This window comes from Sporomusa intestinalis (genome assembly GCF_055383785.1).
In genome coordinates this window covers 1,860,568-1,884,389 of the sequence record NZ_AP042390.1, presented here as the reverse complement: position 1 = coordinate 1,884,389, position 23,822 = coordinate 1,860,568, and the positions used below count along the sequence as shown (strand labels likewise).

18 protein-coding genes and 1 riboswitch are annotated in these 23,822 nt (G+C 52.8%); of the genes, 4 read left to right on the top strand and 14 right to left on the bottom strand.

The window, feature by feature from the left end:
• Window positions 1–189: 189 nt before the first annotated feature.
• The gene (locus tag ACZ481_RS08460; RefSeq protein WP_464769712.1) at window positions 190–2,007 is read left to right on the top strand and encodes a flagellin N-terminal helical domain-containing protein; all 1,818 of its coding nucleotides are present in this window, start codon (window positions 190–192) and stop codon (window positions 2,005–2,007) included.
• 112 nt (window positions 2,008–2,119) lie between these two features.
• On the opposite strand, the gene ACZ481_RS08455 is transcribed toward ACZ481_RS08460, so the two are convergent.
• The 10 genes from ACZ481_RS08455 to ACZ481_RS08410 all read right to left on the bottom strand — a co-directional run bounded on the left by ACZ481_RS08455 (window position 2,120) and on the right by ACZ481_RS08410 (window position 13,842).
• Window positions 2,120–2,536: a hypothetical protein gene (locus ACZ481_RS08455; protein ID WP_464769711.1), complete on the bottom strand. Its 417-nt coding sequence runs from the start codon at window positions 2,534–2,536 to the stop codon at window positions 2,120–2,122.
• Between the two features lie 15 nt (window positions 2,537–2,551).
• On the bottom strand, window positions 2,552–4,456 hold the full coding sequence (gene fliD, locus ACZ481_RS08450; protein ID WP_464769710.1) for a flagellar filament capping protein FliD: 1,905 nt from the start codon (window positions 4,454–4,456) through the stop codon (window positions 2,552–2,554).
• A gap of 28 nt (window positions 4,457–4,484) precedes the next feature.
• Window positions 4,485–5,411: a flagellar hook-associated protein FlgL gene (flgL, locus tag ACZ481_RS08445; RefSeq protein ID WP_464769709.1), complete on the bottom strand. Its 927-nt coding sequence runs from the start codon at window positions 5,409–5,411 to the stop codon at window positions 4,485–4,487.
• A gap of 10 nt (window positions 5,412–5,421) precedes the next feature.
• Window positions 5,422–6,870, bottom strand: a complete 1,449-nt coding sequence (gene flgK, locus ACZ481_RS08440; RefSeq protein WP_464769708.1) for a flagellar hook-associated protein FlgK — start codon at window positions 6,868–6,870, stop codon at window positions 5,422–5,424.
• A 14-nt stretch (window positions 6,871–6,884) separates the two neighbouring features.
• Complete coding sequence (gene flgK / locus ACZ481_RS08435) at window positions 6,885–8,360, bottom strand: flagellar hook-associated protein FlgK (protein ID WP_464769707.1); 1,476 nt, start codon at window positions 8,358–8,360, stop codon at window positions 6,885–6,887.
• Window positions 8,361–8,362: 2 nt separating this feature from the next.
• Window positions 8,363–10,054 carry a flagellar hook protein FlgE gene (locus ACZ481_RS08430; RefSeq protein WP_464769706.1) on the bottom strand — a complete coding sequence of 564 codons (1,692 nt, stop codon included), beginning with the start codon at window positions 10,052–10,054 and terminating at the stop codon, window positions 8,363–8,365.
• Between the two features lie 106 nt (window positions 10,055–10,160).
• Window positions 10,161–10,580: a flagellar hook capping FlgD N-terminal domain-containing protein gene (locus ACZ481_RS08425; protein WP_464769705.1), complete on the bottom strand. Its 420-nt coding sequence runs from the start codon at window positions 10,578–10,580 to the stop codon at window positions 10,161–10,163.
• Between the two features lie 231 nt (window positions 10,581–10,811).
• The gene (locus ACZ481_RS08420; RefSeq protein ID WP_464769704.1) at window positions 10,812–12,029 is read right to left on the bottom strand and encodes an ABC transporter permease; all 1,218 of its coding nucleotides are present in this window, start codon (window positions 12,027–12,029) and stop codon (window positions 10,812–10,814) included.
• Window positions 11,999–12,718 (bottom strand): ABC transporter ATP-binding protein, encoded by a 720-nt coding sequence (locus ACZ481_RS08415; RefSeq protein WP_464769703.1) that lies wholly within the window; start codon window positions 12,716–12,718, stop codon window positions 11,999–12,001. The genes ACZ481_RS08420 and ACZ481_RS08415 overlap by 31 nt, the downstream gene beginning before the upstream one ends.
• A gap of 41 nt (window positions 12,719–12,759) precedes the next feature.
• Complete coding sequence (locus tag ACZ481_RS08410; RefSeq protein ID WP_464769702.1) at window positions 12,760–13,842, bottom strand: efflux RND transporter periplasmic adaptor subunit; 1,083 nt, start codon at window positions 13,840–13,842, stop codon at window positions 12,760–12,762.
• Between the two features lie 269 nt (window positions 13,843–14,111).
• Between ACZ481_RS08410 and ACZ481_RS08405 the strand changes: the two genes are divergently transcribed.
• From ACZ481_RS08405 to ACZ481_RS08395, 3 genes are all read left to right on the top strand, one after another.
• Entirely contained in the window at window positions 14,112–14,777 is a 666-nt protein-coding gene (locus ACZ481_RS08405) for a response regulator transcription factor (protein WP_464769701.1), read from the top strand.
• The gene (locus ACZ481_RS08400; RefSeq protein WP_464769700.1) at window positions 14,774–16,297 is read left to right on the top strand and encodes a sensor histidine kinase; all 1,524 of its coding nucleotides are present in this window, start codon (window positions 14,774–14,776) and stop codon (window positions 16,295–16,297) included. Before ACZ481_RS08405 ends, ACZ481_RS08400 begins: the two co-directional genes overlap by 4 nt.
• Window positions 16,298–16,380: 83 nt before the next feature.
• A complete protein-coding gene (locus ACZ481_RS08395; RefSeq protein WP_464769699.1) occupies window positions 16,381–16,821 on the top strand; it encodes a hypothetical protein in 441 nt (146 codons plus the stop codon).
• 45 nt (window positions 16,822–16,866) lie between these two features.
• Here the strand turns inward: ACZ481_RS08395 and ACZ481_RS08390 are convergent, their stop codons facing one another.
• From ACZ481_RS08390 to ACZ481_RS08375, 4 genes are all read right to left on the bottom strand, one after another.
• The gene (locus ACZ481_RS08390) at window positions 16,867–17,232 is read right to left on the bottom strand and encodes a hypothetical protein (protein ID WP_464769698.1); all 366 of its coding nucleotides are present in this window, start codon (window positions 17,230–17,232) and stop codon (window positions 16,867–16,869) included.
• Between the two features lie 112 nt (window positions 17,233–17,344).
• Window positions 17,345–21,061 carry a cobaltochelatase subunit CobN gene (gene cobN, locus ACZ481_RS08385; RefSeq protein ID WP_464769697.1) on the bottom strand — a complete coding sequence of 1,239 codons (3,717 nt, stop codon included), beginning with the start codon at window positions 21,059–21,061 and terminating at the stop codon, window positions 17,345–17,347.
• Between the two features lie 76 nt (window positions 21,062–21,137).
• Window positions 21,138–21,458 carry a hypothetical protein gene (locus ACZ481_RS08380; RefSeq protein ID WP_464769696.1) on the bottom strand — a complete coding sequence of 107 codons (321 nt, stop codon included), beginning with the start codon at window positions 21,456–21,458 and terminating at the stop codon, window positions 21,138–21,140.
• Between the two features lie 68 nt (window positions 21,459–21,526).
• Window positions 21,527–23,410, bottom strand: coding sequence for a TonB-dependent receptor plug domain-containing protein (locus ACZ481_RS08375; protein ID WP_464769695.1), 1,884 nt, complete (start codon window positions 23,408–23,410; stop codon window positions 21,527–21,529).
• 159 nt (window positions 23,411–23,569) lie between these two features.
• Window positions 23,570–23,746: riboswitch (cobalamin riboswitch) on the bottom strand.
• Window positions 23,747–23,822: the final 76 nt, after the last annotated feature.

Below are 23,822 nucleotides of genomic sequence, written 5' to 3'. Positions count from 1 at the left end.
TGGCTTTTTCTTTTTCCTCAAGCTGCTTTTTCGGTTTTCCAACATTTTTTTAATATATTAATAAACATTTGCCAAACAAACGGGGGCGATGTAAATAGCAGACAAATACGAAAGGAGTGAATCACCGCTTTCCCCCGTTGCTAAACCGGCACGGATGCTAACACACAAAATTCAAGGAGGAATTTTATTATGGGAATGGTTATCAACACCAACATGTCCGCTCTGAACACCTACAATCAGTTAAACAAAAACAACAGCCTCATGAACTCGTCCCTGGAGAAACTGTCCTCGGGCTACCGCATCAACAGCGCCGCCGATGATGCCGCCGGCCTGGCCATCTCCGAAAAAATGCGCGGCCAGATCCGCGGTCTCGATCAGGCCAGCGCCAATGCCCAGGATGCCATCTCCTTAGTGCAGACAGCGGAAGGCGCCCTGGACGAATCCACCAGTATCCTGCAGCGGATGCGCGAGCTGGCCGTCCAGGCTTCGACTGACACCTTAACCGATGATGACCGCACTGCCGTGCAGGATGAAATGACCCAGTTAACCTCAGAACTGAACCGCATTGGCAATACGACTGAATTTAATACGAAAAACCTGTTAAAAGGGGACGGCCAGACAAATCTGACGTCAACAAAGCTGGTTACGGACGGAACCTTGGGAGTGGGAACCGGTAACACTGCAGGGGAAACCGTCTATACGCAGGCAACCCAGACAGCTACAGTTGGAACCGCTGCCGCTGCCGGCGACACCGCCACATTTACCATCAACGGCCAGGCATTGACAGTTACCTTTACAGCCAGCGGCTCCAGCACTGCCGACAATACCGGCTATGACGTGACTGCCAACAGCGCCAGTGTGGCTATTGATGCTTCGCCCGATGCGGATACTACCGCAACCGGTTTAGGCAGCGCTCTACAGGAAATGATTAACGCCAACAGCACGCTGAAAGGCAATTACACCGTCTCAGTTACAGGCGATGCTGTAACCATTACTGCAGTGAAAACTGATGATGGCGGCACGTTGGACGGCGCCAAAGGCAATATTGCCGCCGCCACTGCAACCGGTAGTATTGCTTTGACTGGTGCCACCGCCAGTGTCGGCACCACCACCTACACCCAGGCAACGAAAACAATTGATTTTTCTTCTCTGGAAGAGACTGATGCAGCTACAACCGATGCCAACATCAAAGCCCTGGTTGGGACAGGCATGACCATCAACGGCACGCAGATTGAGTTCTACAATGCCGATGACGGCGCCTACACCGGCAGCGCCATCGGCGTCAATATCAGCACAGCCCTGGCCGCCGGCACGTATACGGACAAAGCCGACGAGCTTGTCAAAAATATCGTCGCCCAGATCGGCACCGAGATTGACGGTGTTGTCCTCAGTCAGGACACTACTGCCACCGACACCCTGGTCATTACCGCCGGCAGCGACTATAAGGGGGAAGCCGGCAACAGCATTACCGTCAAAGACGGCGGCGTGCAGGAAGCCTTCAAAGCAACCTTCCAGATCGGCGCCAATACCGGACAAACCATGTCCCTCAGCATTAACGACATGCGTTCCCAGGCCCTGCTGGTGTCTTCGACCACCTCCGGCGGCACGGTTACGGTTAAGGACAATGATGGTAATGATGTAATCGCCACATATAAAGCCGTATCGGAAGTAACTGACGGAACCTCAGATACCAATACCGAATATGCCCTTGACGTTTCCAGCGCCGACAAAGCGACAGCGGCAATCAGCGTTATCGATGCCGCTACCAGCGCCGTTTCGGCTGAGCGTTCCAAGCTGGGCGCCGTGCAGAACCGCCTTGAGCACACCATCAACAATCTGACAACCTCCAGTGAAAACCTGACCTCGGCCGAATCCCGCATTCGCGATGTGGATATGGCCTCCGAGATGGCCGAGTACACCAAGCTGAGCACCCTGAACCAGGCCGCCACCGCCATGCTGGCTCAGGCCAATCAGCTGCCCCAGCAAGTATTGTCGCTCCTGAAATAAACAGTAACAGCACGAAACTCCCCCTTCTTTAGAAGCGGGGAGTTTTTCCGTTGCGGCAGATAAATAAAGGCCGGACAAAAAATCTCACTTCGCGCGGAAGTGAGATTTTTGTTCAGCCCTTGGCATTAAAATTGGCCCCTGCCGCCATTACGGTCCACTGATGCAGATAGCGGCCTTTAGCCTGCCGGAGTACCTTGAGATTATTAAGTTCAGCCGCAATCTGCCGATGCTCGACCAGCGCTTCCCTCAGCACCTGGTCACAAACAGTCAGGGCCGCTTTTTGCTCCGTTTCTATAGCCGCCGCCATTGCTTGCAGTTCGGCCGAGTACTGCCAGTGGTTATTGCCTTGCAGCTTGTCGCTGACAGCGACCAGTTCGTCAATCAACACCGCCCGTTCTCTGAGCAGGCGGTTCAGCCCCCGCAGTTCCCGCCTGCGGACAAAACGGCCTTGCGTTTCGGCGTTGATATTCAGCTTCTTGATAATTGCCAGTTTCCTGCCTAATAGCTCTTTGCTGTCTTTGTAAAGCATCCGGTCCGCCTCCTGTTAAGACGAGAGATAGGAAGACAAAGCCGACAGCTGAGCATTCATGGTGTTGATATAGGTCTCCAGGGTGGTATACTGCGCATAAAGCTGGTCTTCCTTATCGTCCAGTCTGTTTTCTTCTTTAGTAATCCGCTTCTGCAGCGCTTCCAGCTGTTCGGTAAGCATATTGTCACTATTGGAGGAGTCGTTTTCAATGCCCGCTTTCTCCAGCAGCAGCCCTTTATTGCCGCGACTGTCGCTGATTGTGGAGATACTATCCTGGAGGATGTCATAGATGCGGTAAGCAATCCCTTCTTCACTGGTGCGTATCGCCCTGGCACTGGCATTGAGCTTGCGCACCGATGTGGTGCCGGGATAGCTGGCAGAGGTTTGCGTAAACAAGGTCATTACACTCTCCGGCTCACTCTGAATAGCGTTTTTTAGCGTGTCTTCGTCAACATACAGCTTACCCTTCTCATCATAGGTGCCGGTGGTGATGCCAATGCTGGTGATACTGGTGGAAAGCCCGGCAACAGAGTTAATGATCGCATTGCGCATATTGCTCAAAAAACTGCGCATGGTTGTGTCCCCGGCCAGCAATCCTACCTTGGCCTTTTTCTCCCAGCTTTCTATTTCGTCCTCCGACATTTCCGCCTTTTGGTCGTCGGTCAGCGGCGGATAGTCAGAATCATAGGTTTCTGACAGCAGGCTGTTTAACGAGCTGATCAACTCATTATAGGCATCAACAAAACTGGTAATGTTATTGTAAACCGCATCGACGTCCTGGGTCACATTGACAGTGGCTACTTCCGCCTCAGTCGTTACCTTGTTCAGGGTATAGGTAATGCCGTCAACCGTAACCGTATTGGAACTGCGGGTCAGGCTGACCCCATCCACCGTCAGCTTGGCGTCCACCCCGGCCACGGTTTCCTGGCCCAAAGCAGCAGTAAGAAAGCTGCTGCCGGTCTCAGTCACTACCAGGGTATTGCCGGCCCCCGTCTTATCGGCCGTCAGCACCAGTTGATCGGCAAGCTCATCATATTTCATGGTTACGCCGGCATCACTGTCATTGATTTCTGTCATCATCTCCGCCAGCGTCACATCCTGATCAAAAGTAAAACTAACCCCGTTAATCGATAAGGCCACCTGGCCATCACTGTCAAAGGCAAAACTGCCGGCCATCGTGGCGGCCAGCTCCGCCAGCGTGCTGGCGGTATCAACCCGGTTTGCCGCCCCGCTGGTCAGGCCCAGGTCACTTAAAGCGCTGTTACTGTCCGCATCACTGACAACGATTGACTGGACGCCGCTATTGTCAGCCGCAGCGATTGTCAGGATGCCGTCAGCATCAGCTGTGACCGTTACCTTGCCGGTGCCGACAGCGGTATCAACGGCGGCCTGCAGCCCGTCAGCATCCGTTGCCGTTGCCGCCAGGTCAATCGTGTACTCTGTGCCGTCAACCGTCATAACAAAACTTTTTCCGGCCGCTGCCGTATAATCGGCGGCCGCCGTTCCCTCAATGTCTTTTGACAGCCGGCCGCTGGTCTGCTTGGTCGCCGCCGTAGCCAGCTGGCTGACGGTTACCGAGTGCGAACCGGCAACCGCGTCACTGCTGTAAGCGGCGGTAACGGCACTGCTGCTGCTGGTAACGGAAAAGGCCTGAAAGGTGCTCTTGCGCATAATGCTGCTGGCAGAGGTTACATTAAAATAGGTATTGGCGAAAGTCTGGATATCACTGATTACCTCACGATAGGCCTCTTGTTTCCATTCCAGCAGCTGCGCCTGCTGATTAAGCCGGTTTAGTTTACTTTTCTCAGCCGTCATAAGCTGCTCAACAATAGAATCTACGTCAATACCGGACGACAACCCCGTAAGCCTTGTTGTGCCATTAACCGTGGTTGTCGTGACAGTCCCGCTGGAACTGGCCATGAAGCTCCCTCCTTTGTTGCTGCCCGGTTTATGCCAGATAATCCAGCAGCGATTTACTCATTACCTTGACACCGACCGACAAGGATGCTTCATACACAACCTGAGCTGTGGCCGATTCAGCACTGGCCTCGGCTACATCAGCATCCTCATTATCGCTCATTAGTTTTTTATAGGTTGTATAGTCGTTATCAAGCCGGTTGCCCACCATATTTACATAATTCATACGCGCCCCCAGGTCGGCCTGGGCGGCCAGAATGGTATCAAAATTAGCCTCAATATCATCCAGGCAGCCTGTCAGCTCCTCCGCGTCGCCACTGTCCAGCCCGGCAAGGACATTGGCAAAGGTGGCAAACAGGTTGTCCTCACCCGTACCGGTTACATTCTGCCCTTCCATGTTGACAGCGACACTGGCGCCGTAACCAATGTTGGCCTGGATGGCCTGTGCTTCGCCATTGTCGGTAAAATCACCGACAAGTTGGCCCTTAAACAGTACATTGCCATCGCTATCCAGCGAATAAGGGGCCACAGCGGTGGCATAACCGCCAAAAACATACCGCCCGCCATAGGTTGTATTGAGCGCATCAATCGCCGACTGCTGCAACTGGACAACCTCCTCCTTAATGGCTGACAGATCATTGCTGCTAAGCGTTCCCGTCGAAGACGCCTTGACTACTAATTCCTTGACTTGCTGCATAATGTCGCTCAGGTCACTCATTGCGCTGTCAGTCACTTTCTGCCAGGAGGTGACATAGTCTACATTTTTTTGGTACTGGGTGACCCTGGCAACATAACTGCGATAGCGGATAGCCCGTGACGCCACCACCGGGTCATCGGACGGCTGCTGGATCTTGGACTGGGTCGATACCTGCGTCTGCGCCTTGCTCAGCCGTTCCATATTCTTATTAATGTTCCGGACAGAGGCATTTGTCATCATACTGTTCGTAATACGCACCATATCCCTCCCTTTATTCGGTATTGACCATATTGATAGTCGTTTGATAAATCGCCTGCCAAACACTGATCATCTGGGCCGAGGCGTTATACGCCGCTTCATACTTAGTCAGATTGGCCGTCTCCTCGTTGATGGAAACACCTGACACCGATTGCCGGCGGGTGTCAATATTAGTAACAAAAGAACTCTGTTTGCTGGTCATGGTCTGGGCATGCTCGCTGGCGGTTGCCAGGGTCGAAACGATGGAATTGATAAAATCTCCGGCCGTACTGCTGCCAAACATTTTGCCTTCTTCACATAATTCGATCAGGGCGTTCATGTTTTCATTATTATCGGTGCCGCCGTCAGCCGCGGAAGCAGCGGCAATTTTATCCGTATCCGCAAGCACCGCCGCCGCTATGGAGATGTTAGCGGCCGTAATACCGGCGGCGGCATCACTGGCGGCGAAGAAAGCAACCCCGGTTGAACCATCCAGGCCATAGCCGCCGCTATGGACAGTATTGAACGCCTCAGCGAAGGTAGCGGCAAATTGATCCAGCAGATTGCTGTAATAGCTGATCCCTTTATACTGGGAGCCGGTGCCATCGCCATCCCGTAAATCAAAATAGGCTTTTAGCTGGCCGCCTGCCGGTTCAAAATCGGCGCCGGTATCCTGCCAGCGGATGCTGTACACCCCTTCTTCGTTCTCATAGCATTCCAGTTGCTTGGCCTGGTCATTGCTGACCAGTGTTTTGCCGCTTAGGGAAACAGATATTTTGACATCATCCGCACCATTCGGCAATGTGCCAACAACAGTCTTGGTAACCTCAACGTCCGCTAAGCCGGACAACTGATCAATAAGCAGTGCCCGTTGATCTTCCAGTTCATTGGTCGAGGAACCGGCTGCGGTTGCTATGCGGATTTTCGCATTCAACTCGGCTATTTGGGTAGCATAAGCGTTTATCTGATCAACTGCTGTCTTGATCTCTGCATTGGCATCCGCCTTAAGCTGCGATAACTGGGCCGATACGGTATTCAGATACTCGCAGACCGCCACCCCGGCCTCTTTCATGGCCGCCCGGGTTGCCGAACTGGTCGGGTCTGAGGCCAAATCCTCCATGGCCGCATAAAAATCCTCCATAACCGCACTGAGCGAGTTGTCGTCCGTGTCCCCCATAACCGCTTCAACCTGGCTCAGCATGTCGGATTTGGTCTGCAGCTCGCCCAGCTGCCCGTTTTCCCGCCAGTATTTCTGGTCAAGCCGGAAGTTGCGGATCTGCGTAACCGAGGTAACCTCGGAACCGGCGCCGACATAGTTACCGTTATAGACGGCAGCAGGCCCCACGGCCTGCTGATTGACTATCTGGCGGGAATAACCCGTAGTATTGGCATTACTGATATTATTGTTGGTAACCGCCAAAGCCGCTGCACTGGTCAGCAGCCCCCGGGTGGAAATACTCAAACCGGCAAATGTGGAAGCCATTCACCCACCCCCTGTCATCCTAATTCTTCAATCATCCCGCCTATCAGGTTATCAATCGTGCTTAATACCCGCGAGGCGGCGCTATAGGCTGTTTGATACTTAATCATATTAGCCATTTCCTCATCAAGTGAAGTCGATGAAATGGACAGCCTTTGGTTATCAGCCTGGGTGGCCAGGGTGGAATATACCTCATAGGCGCTTGTGGCATTACTCCCTGCGGTTGCCACCCAGGCAATAATCGCTTGATAGAAACCGGTAAGATCCTGCGATAAGCCATTGAATTGAAAAAGCTTTTCATCAAGCAGGCTGCTGATGGCGTTGGCAACGGTATTGTCACCGGCCTCACCATTGGCACCGGCCACCAGTTTATTCACATCGGCCGTGATTTCCGGGTTTATCTGGATGTTGCTGATACTCAAAGGCTCGCTGTCATCCACCACGACGAAGAAATCGAGGCCGGCATCGCCGGCAAGGTCCGTCCCGGTACTGTGGAGGGCGTTAATTTTGTCGGCAAGCGTGGTAATCAGGTCATTTAACCCTTGCCGCAGCGTACTGATCGAACTGGTTGCCGTGGCGGTAAAGTTGTAATTATCCGTATCGCTGATCGCTTCAAAGCCGCTTTGATCGGCGTCCTCAAGGCAGGCCAGCAGAGAGCCGCCGCTAATTTTTGCGGTAGTTTGCGTGCTTGTCCAGGTCACCTGCAAGGGATTGTCGGCCGAACCGTCGCCGCTGATGCTTAAACTATTGGCCTTCGCTCCGCTTACCAGGGCCACGCCGCCGATAAACACCGACACCATGCCGCTACTGGCTTCCTGCGTACTGCAATTTGTATAAGCCGATAACTGATCTAAGAGGTCATCGCGTTGATCTCTGAGATCGCTGGCTTCGCCGCTGTTGGCTTCGGCTTTGGCAATCAGCACATTTAAGACTGAAACCTGGCTGGCAATTGCATTAATTTCATCAACAATATCGCCTGCTGCCGTACACGCGTCGGCCTGCAGGGACTGCAGTTGCTCGTCAATCTGGCTGAGCGTATCCAGCAGGGAAGCGGCATTCTCCACTACGGACTGCCGGGTGGTGACACTGCTGGGGTCTGAAGCCAGATTATCCCAGCTGTCAAAAAAATTCTGGATCGTCTGCTGCAGGCCGTCGTCAGCCGAACCGTCATCGGCAGCGAACTCAGCCAGTATTTCCTGGAGATAGTCCAACATGCCGCTTTTGCTTGCCCAATACTCAACTGCGGTATTCTGCTGGCGGTAGGTGTTGTCAAGCAACTGGCTGCGGGCCCGTTTTATCTCGGCCACAGTCGCCCCGGTACCGGTCGAACTGCTGCTGCCCGGGTCATTGACAGTCTCTGTCAGGGCTATTGTCTGCCGGGAATAACCGGTCGTATCCACATTGGCTATATTATGGCTGGTAACTGTTAATGCTGTCTGGTTCACTCTCATACCCGTAAGGGCTATGCTATATCCGCCAAATGTTGATCCCATGGCTAACCGACCATATTAATGGCAGCTTTCAGGCACTCATCGGCTGCGCTGATTATTTTACTGCTGGCCTGATAGGCCCGCTGGGTAATCATCATTTCACTGAATTGCTCTGACAAATCCACATTGGACATCTCCAGCGTCCCGGCGCTCAAGGCCCCGGTGCCGTTGGTCCCCGCCACCACCCCGCCGGTAAAATTGCCTGAATTATTGCTGGTGACATATAAACTGTTGCCAATCTTCTCCAAACCGGCCGGATTGGTAAAGGTAGCCAGGGCAATCATACCCAGCGGCTCGGTCTGGCCATTGCTGTAGGTCCCGTAGATGATGCCGTCGGTGCCGATAGCAAAGTCCTCCAGGGTGCCTGAGGCATACCCGTCGGTAGTATTAGTCAGGCTGTCGCTGCTGCTGGTGGCATAGGAACTTACTAAGGATAAATCCAGGGTAACGGCGGCGGCCGCAGCCCCGTTGGCGGGCGTCAGATTCAGGGTAAATGACGTATCATAGGTATCATTGTCCACAATTTTGCCATTGCCATCAAAGGCAATCGTACCGCTGTTATTGCTTAGACTCAGCCCCGTATCGGCAGTTGCCGCTTCCCAGTACCAGGTTGTTACCGATTGGCCGTCCGCTGTGGCCACCTGCGATTTATATAAATTCACCAGCACGTCATAGCTATTGCCCAGGGAATCATAGACCTGCAGTGTTGTCGTTGCGTCAGGACTGCTGCTGTCATAGTCGGTGCCTGCTGCCGCTACACTGGTGCTGGTTGTGTCGGTAGTGCCGTCTATGGCCCCGAACAGCTTGGCCAGGGTGTCATTGGTGCCGCCTAATTCCACAGCGGCCGTGCTGCCGGCAGCGGTGGAGGTCAGCTGGATATAGCCGTTGGCGCCGTCGCCGCTGTTCCAGGCCGCAGTGACGCCGGCCCCTGCGGCATTAATGTTGTCAATGATGGTTTGCACCGTATCGCCGGCAGCAATGGTGACACTGGTGCCGTTTACCGTAATCGTGCCGGCAAAGGTGCTGCCGGCATCATCAGTTACCGCTGTCAGCCCGGTGGCGTTAAGGGTGGCATTGGCGGAACTGCCGATGGTTGCCGCCGCCGCCTGGGCATCGGCCCCGGAGTTTACGCTGCCGCTGACAGTGGCCGTGGCGGTAGCGGCCGGGGCGCTGATCTTTTTATTGCCGGTATAGCTGTCCGAAAATATGTTGATCGGTTCCACACTGGTCTGGGTATTGTAAGTATAAGTGCCGTCGGCATTTTCGCTATAATCCAGCCAGCCGCAGACGGTATACCCGTTTACCGTAAGATTGCCGCTGGCGTCTACGCCGAAATTACCGGCCCGGGTAAACTGATACTCGCCGCTGCTGCCGCCCTGGACGATAAAATAGCCGCTGCCGCTGATGGAAACATCGCTGGAGTTGCCTGTTGACTGGGTACTGCCTGTGGTTATATTGGTTGAGGTCGAGGCGACAGCTACCCCGGTGCCGATCTGCTTGGCATTGGTGCCGCTGGCGCCGGTGGCGGCATTGGCGGCGGTGGAACCGCTGATTGTCTGGCTCAATAAGTCGGCAAAGCTTACTGTTTGCGATTTGTAACCGATTGTGCTTACATTCGAGATATTGTTGCCGATCACGTCCAGCTTCGTCTGCTGCGCTTTAAGACCGGAAACCCCCGAATAAATTGAACTCATCATCGTAAATTGCCTCCCAAAATTCTATTTCATCAGTCATTCCGAAATAGATGTCAGCCTCCCGCGCGCGGAGTCCAGCTGATTATTCCTTTGTTGCCCGCAAGGAGGCTTAACTGCTTGCTTCCGCTACCTGCGAAACCGAGCTAAGCGCGACTTGGGTGCTGCCAATATTCAGATAGGCGACGCCACTTTTGAGCGTAACCGAATCCACGGTCCCGGTGGCGCTTGCCGTCGCGCCGGTGGCATCGGTTGCCGCATAGGTAACAGACTTGCCGATTAATTCGTAGGCCTGGTAGGCATCCACGCTGTTGCCGATGGTGTTAAGCTTGTCTAAGGTGCCAAATTGAGCCAGCTGGGCCACATATTCGGTACTGCTTACCGGGTCCTGCGGGTCCTGGTATTTGAGTTCTGTTGCCAATAACTCCACAAAGTCCTGAAAATCGAGGGAGCTTGTCCCGGTAGTGCTGCTGGTGTCGGCAGCGGTGACAGTCGGCGTTTTCCAATAGCTTGAAACTGAACTTGTACTCATATTTTTTTCCTCCTTTAACATTGCCTGGTTTCCCGGTATTAAGAATTCTTGTTCCAGCAATATTCTCGCAAAAAAATGTTTAGATTTTGTTTAGTCCGGCAACAGCAAAAAAAATTCCCTGCCAGTTATGTTCCAACTGCCAGGGTAAGTATTTTTCCATAATTTTTATGGGAATGTACAGTCTGGTTTCTCCTTTTCCGCTAAAAATAAAGCTTCGCTGCGGCCTTACTGCTATTCATACCTGAGGGCGTCAATCGGGTCAAGCAAGGCCGCTTTGCGGGCCGGGTAAATGCCGAAAAACAGGCCGATCAACACGGAAACGCCAAAAGCCGCCACGATGGCCGCCCCCGAAACGACAGTGCTCCAGCCGGCTACCAGCGATATCAGCCGGGCACCGGCCACGCCCAGGAGGATGCCGATCAGGCCGCCGGTAACGCCAATAACGATGGCCTCAATGATAAACTGCAAAAGAATGTTGCCATAGGTTGCCCCTAATGCTTTTCTGATGCCGATTTCCCGGGTCCGCTCGGTTACGGAAACCAGCATAATATTCATAATCCCAATGCCGCCCACCAGCAGCGAAATGGCGGCCACAGCGCCGAGGAACAGCGTAATTGTACCGGTAGTTTCCTGCATGGTGGTCATCAGGGCTGTCAGATTGCGCACGGAAAAATCATTCTCGACGTTTGCCGCCAGACGGTGCCGCGCTCTTAATAAGGCGGTAATATCGTCCTGCACCTTATCCATTATTTTGTCGTTTTCGACCTGAATGCTGATATTATTGAGATAGGCCTGGCCAAGCAGCCGGTCCTGGGCAGTGGGCAAAGGCACCACTACGATGTCGTCCTGGTCCTGCCCCATCGACGACTGGCCTTTGCCGGCCAGCACGCCGATCACCCGGAACGGAGCCGTGCCAATCCGCAGTGTCTGACCGATAGGACTGGCGCCGCCGAATAAATTCGTGGCCACCGTCTGGCCGAGCACGGCTACCCGGGCCCGCGTGTTTTCATCACTGGCCGTGAAAAAAGAACCGGCGGCCAGGGTATAATTCCGGATCTGCAAAAAATCCTGGGTCGTTCCCTGGACAGTGCTATTCCAGTTCTGATTGCCGTAAATGATTTGAAATTGCTGGCTGACCGACGGCACCACATAATTAACACCGGCAATTTCCCGGGCAATGGCCTGGGCGTCCTGTTTTGTCAGCGTAATATTCGACCCGGCCGCCAGACGTACGCCGCCGGAGGGAGAATTGGCGCCAGGCATAACAATCAGCAGGTTGCTGCCCAGGCCGGCAATGGAATTTTCCACCTTCTGCTGCACCCCCAAACCGACCGACACCATCGCAATCACCGCCCCGACCCCGATGATAATGCCCAGCATGGTAAGCACGGTGCGCAGCTTATTGGTCCTGAGCCCCGCTAACGCAATGAGGACGCTTTCCCAAAACATGCTCCCACCTCCTGTTTGACTTCATCTGTAAGAATTTTACCGTCCCGTACCTGAATAACCCGCCGGGCGTAAGCAGCAATCTCCGGCTCATGGGTAACCATAATCACGGTGCGGCCCTGCTGGTTAAGGCGGCAGAAAATCTCCATGATCTCATTGCTGGCTTTGGAGTCAAGGTTGCCTGTGGGTTCATCGGCTATCAGGATGGGCGGGTCATTGATCAGGGCCCGGGCAATGGCCACGCGCTGCCGCTGACCGCCGGAAAGCTCATTCGGCCGGTGATGGATGCGCTCGCCCAAACCGACTCTTTTCAGATTCTGCTCGGCCCGCGCCAGCCGGGTATGCCTGTCGGTCCCGGCATAGATCAAGGGCAGCGCCACATTATGCAAGGCCGAGATCCGGGACAGGAGATTGAAATTCTGGAAGACAAACCCGATTTGCCGATTACGGGCCGCAGCCAGCTCAACCTCTGTCATGGCGGCTGCTTCCACGGCTGCCAGCCGGTATGAACCGCTGGTGGGCCGGTCCAGGCAGCCGATAATATTCATCAGCGTCGATTTGCCTGATCCGGACGGGCCGATAATGGCCGCGAATTCACCGTCCTTAATCGTTAATGTCACCCCGGCCAAAGCCTGCACAGCCGTATCGCCCATATAATAAATTTTTCTTATGTCTGTTAAAACAATACTCATGTTGCGCCCCTCCCCGGCTGATCTTCCGCTTGCTGCAGCCTTTAGATCGGCGGAGGCGGCCCCTGATTGGCATTGGCATTGGTATTGGTTTTTGCCTTGGCTGCAGGCACGACAACAAGGTCGCCCGCCTGCAGGCTGCCGGCGATCTCGATCCGCGCGTCATCGCTCAAGCCTGTTTTAACTGCGGTTTTCCGGCTTTCACCGGCAGCCATAACCTGTACATATTTTTGTCCCTGCTCTTCTTTGATCGCTGACAGCGGCACTACCAGCACATCCCGGCTTTCGCCCACCTGAATCGTTACCCTGGCCGTCATGGTGGGATACAATAATCCCTCCGGCAAATCAACATCCACATATACGGGATAATAGACAACATTGGATGAGGTGGTCGCTTCCCGGGATATTTTGGTCACTCGGCCGGTAAAGGTCTTATCGGTGTATGTATCCACGGTAAAAGCCACGGTTTGCCCGTCTTTTACCCGGCCGATATCGGTTTCATCGACAAGTACCTTAATCTGCATTTTCGACATATCGGCAATGGTCATAATCACCTGGGGCGTGGAAATCCCCTGGGCAACAGTCTGGCCGGCCGGTGTCGGCTTGCCGATAACAACTCCGTCAATCGGGGCTTTAATCACATAATAAGCCAGCTGTGTGGCATAATTGTCATAATTTGACCGGGCAACAAGGTAATTGGTCCGGTCGGCCTCCAGCTGCTGCACCGACTGACCGCCGATAGCGGTCAGCCGCTGGCTGCGTTCATAGATGCCGGCGTAGTTTTCCAGCTGGGCGCTATATTGGGCAACCTGGGCTTTGACACTGGAATCATCCAGTACCACTAAGACCTGTCCGGCTTTCACAACATCGTTTTCATTCACATGTACTTCCGTAATCAACCCGGTGACCCGGGAACTGATCTCCACTGTATTGACAGCAGAGATTGTGCCTGTGGCGGCTACGGTTGCCTGAATGGTACCGCGTTCCACAGCCACGGTGGCTTCAGCGGCAGCAGGCGGGCTGCTTTGCCCGTAATACATGACACCCCCGGCCCCAGCCAGCAGCACCGCCGCGCTCACAGCCAGCCACCGTTTATAGTGCTTGACTTTCTGCCAAATTATTTGCATAACTTACCCTCATTTCTAGTATACTGCCATCTCCATGGCCCTGCTGAGCCGGGCCTCGCCGGATTGTAAGCCTTGGCCGCCACGGCTGTTCCGCCTGGTTTTTGGTATATCTATAAGTATGACGGCAGATTGTTACAGTTTTGTTACAACGCCGCTAAATTGTTATATTTCACCCCAGGCCCCGGGGATGTTTAGCGCATAAAGCGATTGACTTCCCGTCTGTTACTCCTTATGCTATGGTTATACATAAAGCAACAAGGAGACCCGGTATGAACAAAACAATACTGATTGTGGATGATGAACTGCGTATGCGCAAGCTGGTGGCTGACTTTCTCAGGCGGGAAGGTTATAACCTGCTGGAAGCGGACAGCGGCCATGCCGCTCTGGCTATCCTCTCAGGCCATAAGATCGATCTTGTCATTCTGGACGTCATGATGCCTGAGCCTGACGGCTGGACAGTGTGCCGGAAAATCCGGAAAAACAGCAATGTTCCGGTAATTATGCTGACTGCCAGAGGCGAAGAGGTGGACCAGTTATTTGCTTTTGAAATCGGGGCCGATGAATATATTACGAAACCGTTCAGCCCGAAAATCCTGACAGCGCGGGTTAATGCCCTGTTCCGGCGCCTGGAAGCGGATAAGCCGGCCGTCTGCGACGGGCTGACAATTGATCCGGCCGCCCGGCAGGTGTATATTGACCAACAGCTGATTGATCTGAGCCCCAAAGAGTATGAGCTCCTTATTTACTTTACAGATAATATGGGCACTGCCCTGAGCCGCCAGCAGATTCTGGACCAGGTCTGGACCTACGACTATTTCGGCGACCTGAGGACTGTTGACACACACATCAACCGGCTGCGCAGCAAATTAGGCGGCAAAAGCAGCCTGATCCAGACCATCCGGGGCTATGGCTACCGCTTCGAGGCGGGAAAATGACACTATCCATCCGCACCAAACTATTTGTTGTCCTCAGCGGGCTGCTGCTGTTTTTTGTAATACTCTCCTGGGGGCTGATCCGCCTTGGCCTGGAAAAATACTACATCTGGCAGAAGCAGGATATCCTGCTGGCCAACAGCAAGCTGATTGATGAACTGTACCAGGGACAGCCGGAGGAAATAGCCCTGGAGCTGGAACGGATCGCCCATACCCTGGGGGCCGGCGTTATCATCTATACCCAGGATGGTCATATCAAGTACAGTTCATTTAACCGGATCAGCAATCAGAAACTGGCAGATGTTTCCCCGGCGCCGGCGCTGCCGCCCCCGGACGGACCAGCCCCGCCGGCTCCGCCTTTTCAGCCGCCCCCAATCCCCCGGTATGAGCTTAAAAGCAAGGAAACCATCGACAGCCGGACAGTCTTAGAGATGCAGCACGATTTGAGCCTGCGGATTGAATTCATGGCCCTGGAACGGCAGTTGGCCAATAACGATAGCCTGATCATCAGGCAGCCTTTGGCACCGGTGTCGGAAAGCGCCGTTGTCGCCGCCCAGTTTATGGCCTTTACCGGCCTGCTCGTATTGTTGTCAGGCGGTACCTGGGCTTTCCTCGTTGCCAGGAAGTTTACCGAGCCGATCCTGGAGCTGAACCGGATCGCCCAGAATATGGCCTGCCTCAATTTTTCCCTTAAATGTACCGTAACCCGCAGCGACGAACTGGGTGAACTCGGCCGGAGCATCAATCATCTCTCAGAACAGCTGGACAGTGCCATCATCGAGCTTAGCCGGAAAAATCAGCAGTTAATGGCCGATGTGGAAAGAGAGCGGGCCCTGGACGGCATGCGCAAAAGCTTTGTTTCCAGTGTGTCCCATGAGCTAAAAACACCGTTGGCCCTGATTCAGGGCTATGCCGAAGGGTTAAGGGAAAATGTAGCCGGCGACGAGGCAGGCCGGAACTATTATTGTTCCATCATTATTGACGAAGCGGAGAAGATGGATAAATTAGTCAAGGACCTGCTTAATTTATCGCAAATCGAGTCAGGCCTGTTTCAGTTGAACAGATCGGATTTTGATCTCCTGGCCCTGATAAGCGACATGATAAAAAAATACCAGACCATTCTGGCCAACAAAGAGATTACACTGACCGTAGACAGTACGGCCGGCTGTTACGCCCATGGGGACAGCTTGCGGGTCGAGCAGGTTTTGCTCAATCTGTTTACCAATGCCATCTATCATGCCGATTTTGCCAAAGTCATCAAAATAGGGGTAATGGATACCGGCAATAAACTCAAAGTCTCGGTCTTTAACTCCGGCCGGCCGATACCGGAGGAAAGCCTGGACAAGCTCTGGACCAGTTTCTACAAAATAGATAAAGCCCGTACCCGGGAACATGGCCGGTACGGCCTGGGCCTGTCGATTGTCCGGGCCATTCAGCAGCAGCACGGCAACGGCTATGGTGTGGAGAATACGGCCGGGGGGGTTGTTTTTTGGTTTGAGCTTGACAAGGCCGGAAAAATATAACATATTTATATAATCCTGTGACAAAGCTGTAACAAACCGCCGCCATAATAATAGTAAATCGGTAGTTACAGGAGGTAGTTGTTATGAACATCAGGATAACAAAAAGAATTGTCAGCACCCTAGTGGCAGGGTGCCTGCTGCTCTCGCTCGGAACAGCCGCGCTGGCCAAAAATGCCCCGCAAGATCAACCGCCGCAGGCTTATCCCCTGGCCGGGCCAGGGCAGCCGCCGGATCCGGCCGGGCGGGAACGCCAGCTGGAGAAAGCCCTTGCTCAACTCGTAAAGGATGAAACCATTTCCCAGAAACAGGCTGACAAGCTGCTTGATTTTTTCAAACAAAAGGCAGAGGCGCGCCGGCAGGAAATGGAAAAACGGCAGCAGGAAAAAGAGAATTTTATCCGTGATTTGCAGCAAACGGCCGGGCTGTCCGCAGACCAGGCCAAAGCAGTAGCCGCTGCGCTTCGCCCACCGCACCCGCCGGCCAGACCGGAGTGTGGCCCCGGTCAGGCCCAGCCGCCGCTGTAAGCCGCGGGCAAGCTAAAAAATAGCCATACAGTGCGAACTGTATGGCTATTTTATGTGGTTTTTTCCGCCCTGCCTGTTTTCATACAGCTCGATTTCGAGGAAAAACCGTTCGATAATGATCCGGCTGACCATTTCCTGGACCTGCACGGCAATATCGTCGACCCCCTTCTCAATGGAGCCTAATAAAGCTTCGGCCTCCGCTTGCGAGAAGCTGGGCGGCACCGGCAGATTAAAAGCCGGCTCAAACAGCCTGCTGCCATATTGCTCAACATAAATCAGCATCCGCTCTACGATATGCTCAGTCATATCATGATTATGGGATAGTTTACTCAGCCACTTCCGGAGCAGTGACTCCACCTGCGACAGATCCTGCCCTTTTTTGGCGGGAAAGGGAATGACCGTTGCTGCCAAATTATGCTCCTCCTGTTCAAATATATTAACTATAGTTTTATCTATTATAATTAATAATTATTTGAATTCTGTTTAGTATTCAGCAGCTTACATAAAAACCGGCCGCCAGCTATCAGTCTCTATCACTGCGGTCTTCCAGTTCGCCCTCCAACGACAAATATAATTGCTGCAGCTCCTGTTTGGTTTCAGGCCTGGCCTGCCATAAGCCCCGTTGCTCCGCTTCCAGCAACACCTCGGTCAGACGCTGTAAGGCCCAGGGATTCACTTCTTGCATCCAGGCCTGCATAGCTGGGTCAAAGGCATATTTTTCGGCAAATTTTTCGTACATCCAATCCTCGAGGACCCCGCTGGTTGCATCCCACTGATAGCTGTGGGCCACATAATTGGCCAGATCCTGGGCCCCCTTATAGCCATGTTTTTTCATCCCCTGAATAAATTTGGGATTGATGGCCTCACCGCGGAACAATCGCTTTACTTCTTCCTGCAAACTGCGCATGAGCACCTTGTGCCGGTCACTGCTGTCACCGCAGTAAGAACGCGGCGCTGTCCCGCGCAGAGACCGGACGGTGGCAATCATCCCGCCGTGATAGGCGTTGAAATCATCCGAGCTTAACATATGGCATTCCCGGTTGTCTTCATTTTTGATGGTTATATCCAGGCCTGCCATCCGTTTCTTAAACAGCTCCGGCAGATAGGCCCCCTGGCCTTTGGCGCCATAAGCATGGCCGGAAAACCGGATATAGACATTGGCCAGATCATCAATGGTTGTCCAGTTTTTCGATTCCAGCAGTTCGCCGACCCCGGCCCCATAGGCACCGGGAGGATCACCGAATATGCGGTAAGAGGCCTGTTCCCAGGCTGTTGCTTTATCCATGCCCTGTGCTGCCAACGCGGCGGCATCTTCCAGGACATGTTTGCGCACATAGTTTATATCCGGGCTTTCCTCCAGGTCGGCTACCATAGCCACCGCTTTATCCAGCCAGGCAATGGCGGCCGGCAGGCTATCGCGGAACATGCCGCTAATCCGGCCTGTTACATCAATCCGCGGCCGCTTTAATTCCTGAATCGGAATAATTTCCACATCAATCACTTTCATACTGCCCCGCTGCCAGACCGGTCTTAACCCCATCAGATATAAAAATTCAGCGATACATTGGCCGTGGCTGCGCATATTGGCGCCGGCCCACAATACGATGCCCACGCATTCCGGATAACGCCCCTCTTCGGCGATATACCGGGCGATGACCTCGTCCCCCATTTTCCTGCCGATTTCCCAGGCCACAGGGGTGGGCAGGACCCGGGGATCAAGGCCGTAAAAATTCCGCCCTGTCGGCAGCAGGTCGGCCCCGCCGCTGGTAGGCGCACCGGCGGCGCTTGGCTCGATATACTCCCCGTCCAGAGCTGCCATTAAATTAGTAATTTCCTGCCTGGTTTTCAACAAAGCCGGTACAATCTTATTACAGATATACTCTGCGACTACCAGTATGTTAGCTAAATGGTCCTGAGATAAATCCCGGACCCAGGATAGCTGATTAATTTTATGTACCGCCTCGGCCTTAAACTGCTCTGCTGCCAGGATCAAAATGATTTCTTTGCTTTTTATTTGTATTTCATCAATAACGGCACCATATGTTTTTGTACCGTCAGTCAGCATTGTACTGCTGTTTTCCAGCAGCTCATAATACGCAAAGCCCGCGCTCGCCGCCAACGTTTGCCGTAAGGAAGGAATTTCTCCGTTTTCCAGGCGTGTCAGGGCCAACAAATACTCAATCATATCATCAGCCTCGGGCGGGCACCCCAGAATATGGAGTCCGGTCCGGATTTGCATATTCTTAATATCAGTCACATAGGCATGTACCTTGCCGATGTATTCAGCAAAACTTTCTCCGGCCTTCTCCGGTATATCCCCGGTCAGGTTAGCAGCCGCAACTTTCTCCCGGATCAAGGCTTTGACCGCTTCCACGTTATCAGGCTGTGTTGTTTTAAAGTGACAATATTCATCCATTATCTTTTCTAACTCTTCCAGTTCATCATAGGTCCCTGATTGACTCATAGGTGGCGTTAGGTAGCTGATGAGGCAGGCGGCACTGCGCCGTTTGGCCTGCACCCCTTCTCCCACAATCGTTATCCAATACGGGTAAATATTCGGCATATCGGCAATCGCAATATCAGGGTAGCATTGTCTGGACAGCCCCGCCCCTTTTCCCGGCAGCCATTCCAACGACCCATGGGTACCGACATGGACCAGCGCATCGGCCCCCCATATATCCCGCAGCCAGTGATAAAAGCCGATATAATGATGGGTGGGCGCACAATCGGGAGAATGGAGCAGTTTGGACGAGTCTTCGCCAAACCCTCTTGGCGGCTGGACCGTAACAAAGATATTTCCTTTTAAGGTTCCGGGTATTAATAACTGTCCATCATAGTTAAATACAGTACCAGGTGCTGGACCCCAGTCCTGTTCCAGCTGGGCCTGCGTTGTTGGGGCCAGGGGTTTAAAAAATTGCAGATACTGCGCAGTGGTTAACTGACCTTTGGCTTCTCGGATCTGTTTGGCGGTGATAAACCGGCGGTCATTGGTGGCATGGGCAGTTAACTCTTCCATAAAGCTTTTACTGTCGGCCGGAATGTGATCAATCACATAGCCCTGACCTGCCATTGCGGCCAGTAAGAGGCGCACACTTTCCGGCGAATCCAGGCCGGCCGCGCTGCCAATATTGGCGTTTAACGGCGGATAATTGTGAAATACGATGGCGACCTTTTTTTCCGCATTCGGTTTAGACCGTAAACGGGCCCATTTTTCCGCCTTCCGTACCAGCAGCGAGATTCGCTCGGGCATGGGTACATAGGCAGCAAGGCCCCGCTCATTCTGTTCTTTGGTCGCAATTGGTACGGAATGAATAATGCCGTCAAATTCCGGCAAACTCACGCTTACCGAAATCTCCACCGGCGTCATGCCTTCGCTGCTTCGCTCCCAGTCCTGATAAGAGCTAAACAGGGTATAAGCCTGTAGCAGCGGCACATTTAACCGTTGGATCGCCGCCAGCTCTAAAGCCTGGGTCGTAGTCAAAGAAAACTTTATACAGTTTATTAATACATCGATCACAACCCGGCCGTCTTCATAAAAATATTTCTCGAACGCCGCCTGGGCACCGGGGGCATTGACTTCCGGATTAGGCTGGCCGTTGGTGAAGACAAGGACTGCATTCATGTTGCTTTTTTCTATTGCCTGAATGATTGCCTTGTGATAGGCCAAATCACCTAAAATCCATTCATCCCGGTAAAAAACCAGGCCAATAGTCGGCCGCCCCGCCTGGCAAAAGTCCTGTTTATATTGCTGGAAATCCTGATATACTGCCTGGGCCTGCGGATGATAAATACCATGCCAGGGCAATAAACAGGGCTCCTGGCAAGGATAGGCGGCTCCGAAAAATTCACAGTTCAGCCACAGCAGGCAGTGATAAAGATTGTCAACGCCACCATAGGCAAAATAGCGGCGCAGCAGCAATTCCTGCCTTGGGGTAATGCCATATTGAATTATGTCATCACCGGCATCTTCCACTAAAAAAAGGTGCCTGATCTTATTTTGCCGCATAAATGCCGCTGCATTTTGCAAAAACCGGCAATCCAGACCGGTTCCCATCCAGCGGCAGATAACGATAGCGGCAGCCGCCAGCCGGCTTTGCCATTCGTCGCCCCAGGGTGTCGACTCCTGAATCATTTTACTGCTGCCCGGGACCGCCGGCCGTTGCTGCGCCAGCATTTTCTCGGCCTGGCGCCATAAATAAAGTTGGCGGTCAATGTTTGTTAAAAATAAAATGTTACCCATTTTTCAGCCTCCCCACTTTTACCAGCTAGAACCGAAAAAACCACCCGTACCCGGGTGGTTTTTTCGGTCATTGCCGCTAATGCCCCTGACCGCCGGCCTGCGCATTGACAATATTGCGGAAGAGGTTATGCGCCTCTTGCGCCGTCTTGCCGTCCTCTATCGCTTTTTGGGCCTGTATCAGGGCAGAGCGATATTTCTTGTGGGCCGCGTCAGCAGGAATGTCTGGCAAGTTTTTGGGGTCGAAGTCCATTACCTTACGAAAAATCGCATGAATTTCCCCGGACGGTTTCCCTGCGGCTTTCGCCCACTGAGCGTGTTTCTTTGCACTTTCATAGCGTGATTGTGCATGGGGATCAGAGGGCAGCTCATAAGCAGGATGTTTTTTTTCAGTAAGCATGTCTTTACCTCATTTCAAATGTAGTTTTTTTCCATTCTACTCTATATAGCGGTCATACAGTCAATAGCTTAGAATGTATACTCCATACCGACGCGGATATTCCGCCCCGGGGCGCTCCACCATTGTCCAGCCGGGGTTGCGCTCCAGTTATAACGGGCATTGGAGTGCTCTGCATAAAATCTATCAAAGATATTATTCACTTTTACGAAGGCTTTGACGGCTTTGCTGGCCTGGTAATTGACCCCGATATCCCAGACCCAGTAGGTGTTGGCCGGGAAAAAATCATCCACGGCGTCAGCGGTTTGGGGACCTGGCCTGTCGATAATGCCTTTGCCGACAAGCGAAATGTCTAATTTGCCGGCACTGTAATCAGTGCCGACATTCCAGGCACCTTTAGGAACATAGCCGTCCACATTGGCCGCTCTTTGTTGGGTTGCGTCCACATTGGTATGGGTATAGCCGACAAAAGCACTCATGGCGCTGGAAAATTGCTTGCGCAGCTGAATATCCCAGCCGTCGGCCTTCTCATCGCCGACATTGGCATACCGGGGATAAACATAGCCGATCCGGTCTTTAGAATTCCGTTTAAAAATATGGGCCGAGGCCACAAAGGTATCATCAAGGCGGTGGTTAATGCCGATTTCGGACGTATGGCCTGTTTCCGGCTTAATGTTGGGATTGCCGTAGGTGGTATTGTATAAATGCGACGGCGACGGCGGAATAAAGTATTCGCTGCGGCCCAGGTACATATTGGTTTTATCGCTGAATTTATAGCCCAGATTGATACTGGGGGTAGTATGGCTGCCAAAGCCGGAGTTATTGTCATAACGGACGCCGCCGGTTAATTTCCACTGGCCGGTAATATTCCATTCATCCTGCAGATACAGGGCCCGGTTCGTTAATTTTATCCCGTTAAAGGAAATTACCTTATCTTCGGCAAATTCAAAACCGGTCGTCACCAGATGCGTGTCGGCAAAGTTTTTGGTAACCTGATCGGAAATCCTTACGGTCTTAACCTTGGTTGCGTAAAAATCGCCGCTGTCCAGTTGATACAAATCATCGTACCTATTTATGCCGACTGCGAATTGATTGGTCGTGTTCTCGTCCAACCGGGTATTATAAATCACCCGGCCATTGTAATTATCGGTTGTCCCTGTTTTAAACCGGCTGTCCCACAGGGATTGAAATTTGTAATCGGCCTTATAGGTATCATAAGAAAAGATCAGATCCGATTTCCCGCCGAATTCTTTGGTGAGTTTGATGCCTGTCATATCGGCATTCAAAGCGGCCGGTACCGTAAGGCCGCGGCCATCTTTAAAATCGCCGAGCAGCGATTTCTTGGAAATCACCCGCCAGCCCCAGTCCCCCTGCCGTTCTTCGTGCATAAACGAATAATTCTCGCCCTTGTAGCTGCCGCTTTCCAGCTTTACTTGCGAGCTGTTGCCCTCAATTTTTTTGGTGATGATATTGATAACCCCGCCTTTGGCGTCAGATCCGTACAAAGTAGAAGCAGAACCCTTCAGCACCTCAATACGGTCAATAGTATCCAGGTTGGCAAACATCGATGGCGAAAACTTGGCCCCGGCTGAATTCACTTTAACGCCGTCAATTAACACCACAACCTCGTCGGCACCGTTAATTTTCATGCCATTACTGCCATAATACCCGGCTAAGCTGTAGTTGTTGATAATAACGCCAGGTACTTCCCGCAAGGCCTCCGACAGATTGGCATAATGATTTCTTGCAATCTCTTTGCTCGTGATTACCGTAATATTGGCATTGGCATCAAACTCCTTTACCGGTGTCCGCGTCGCTGTAATAACTACCTCATCGAGAAAATAGGTTTTCACCGCTTCGGCCTGGGCCGTGCCAGGCCCCAGGCCGGCCGCAAGTGTCAGGGCCGAAATAATTGCCAGACTCATCGCTTTTTTCCGGGACACATTTTTTTTCATCAACAAAACCCCTTACTCTGCTCATGTTATCTATATAAAAAAACCTTTCCCCCGCGCGGGGGAAAGGTTTTTAAGCACTGCGCCGGTCTGATTTGCGCACACAAAAGACATGGCAAATAACCACTTGTCAGTATCTTTACCCGTCCTATCACTCGTAGGCTGCGGTAATAAAAACAGGCAGTTCTCCTGGCTCCGGTTCATTGCTCAGCCACGTCTTCCCAAACTGACCTTCAGTGACATGTTGTGGCATCGCTCCCCGTTACAGTGGCGGGACCGCATCGGCGTTGCACCGATTTATCTATTAAGCCTTTCGGCACCTGTCTTCCCATTATTTAATTAATCTGCATAGCAGCGTATTTTAACTTCTAAGGTAAACTATATACCGGTTGTATAGTCAAGCCTTTTATACACT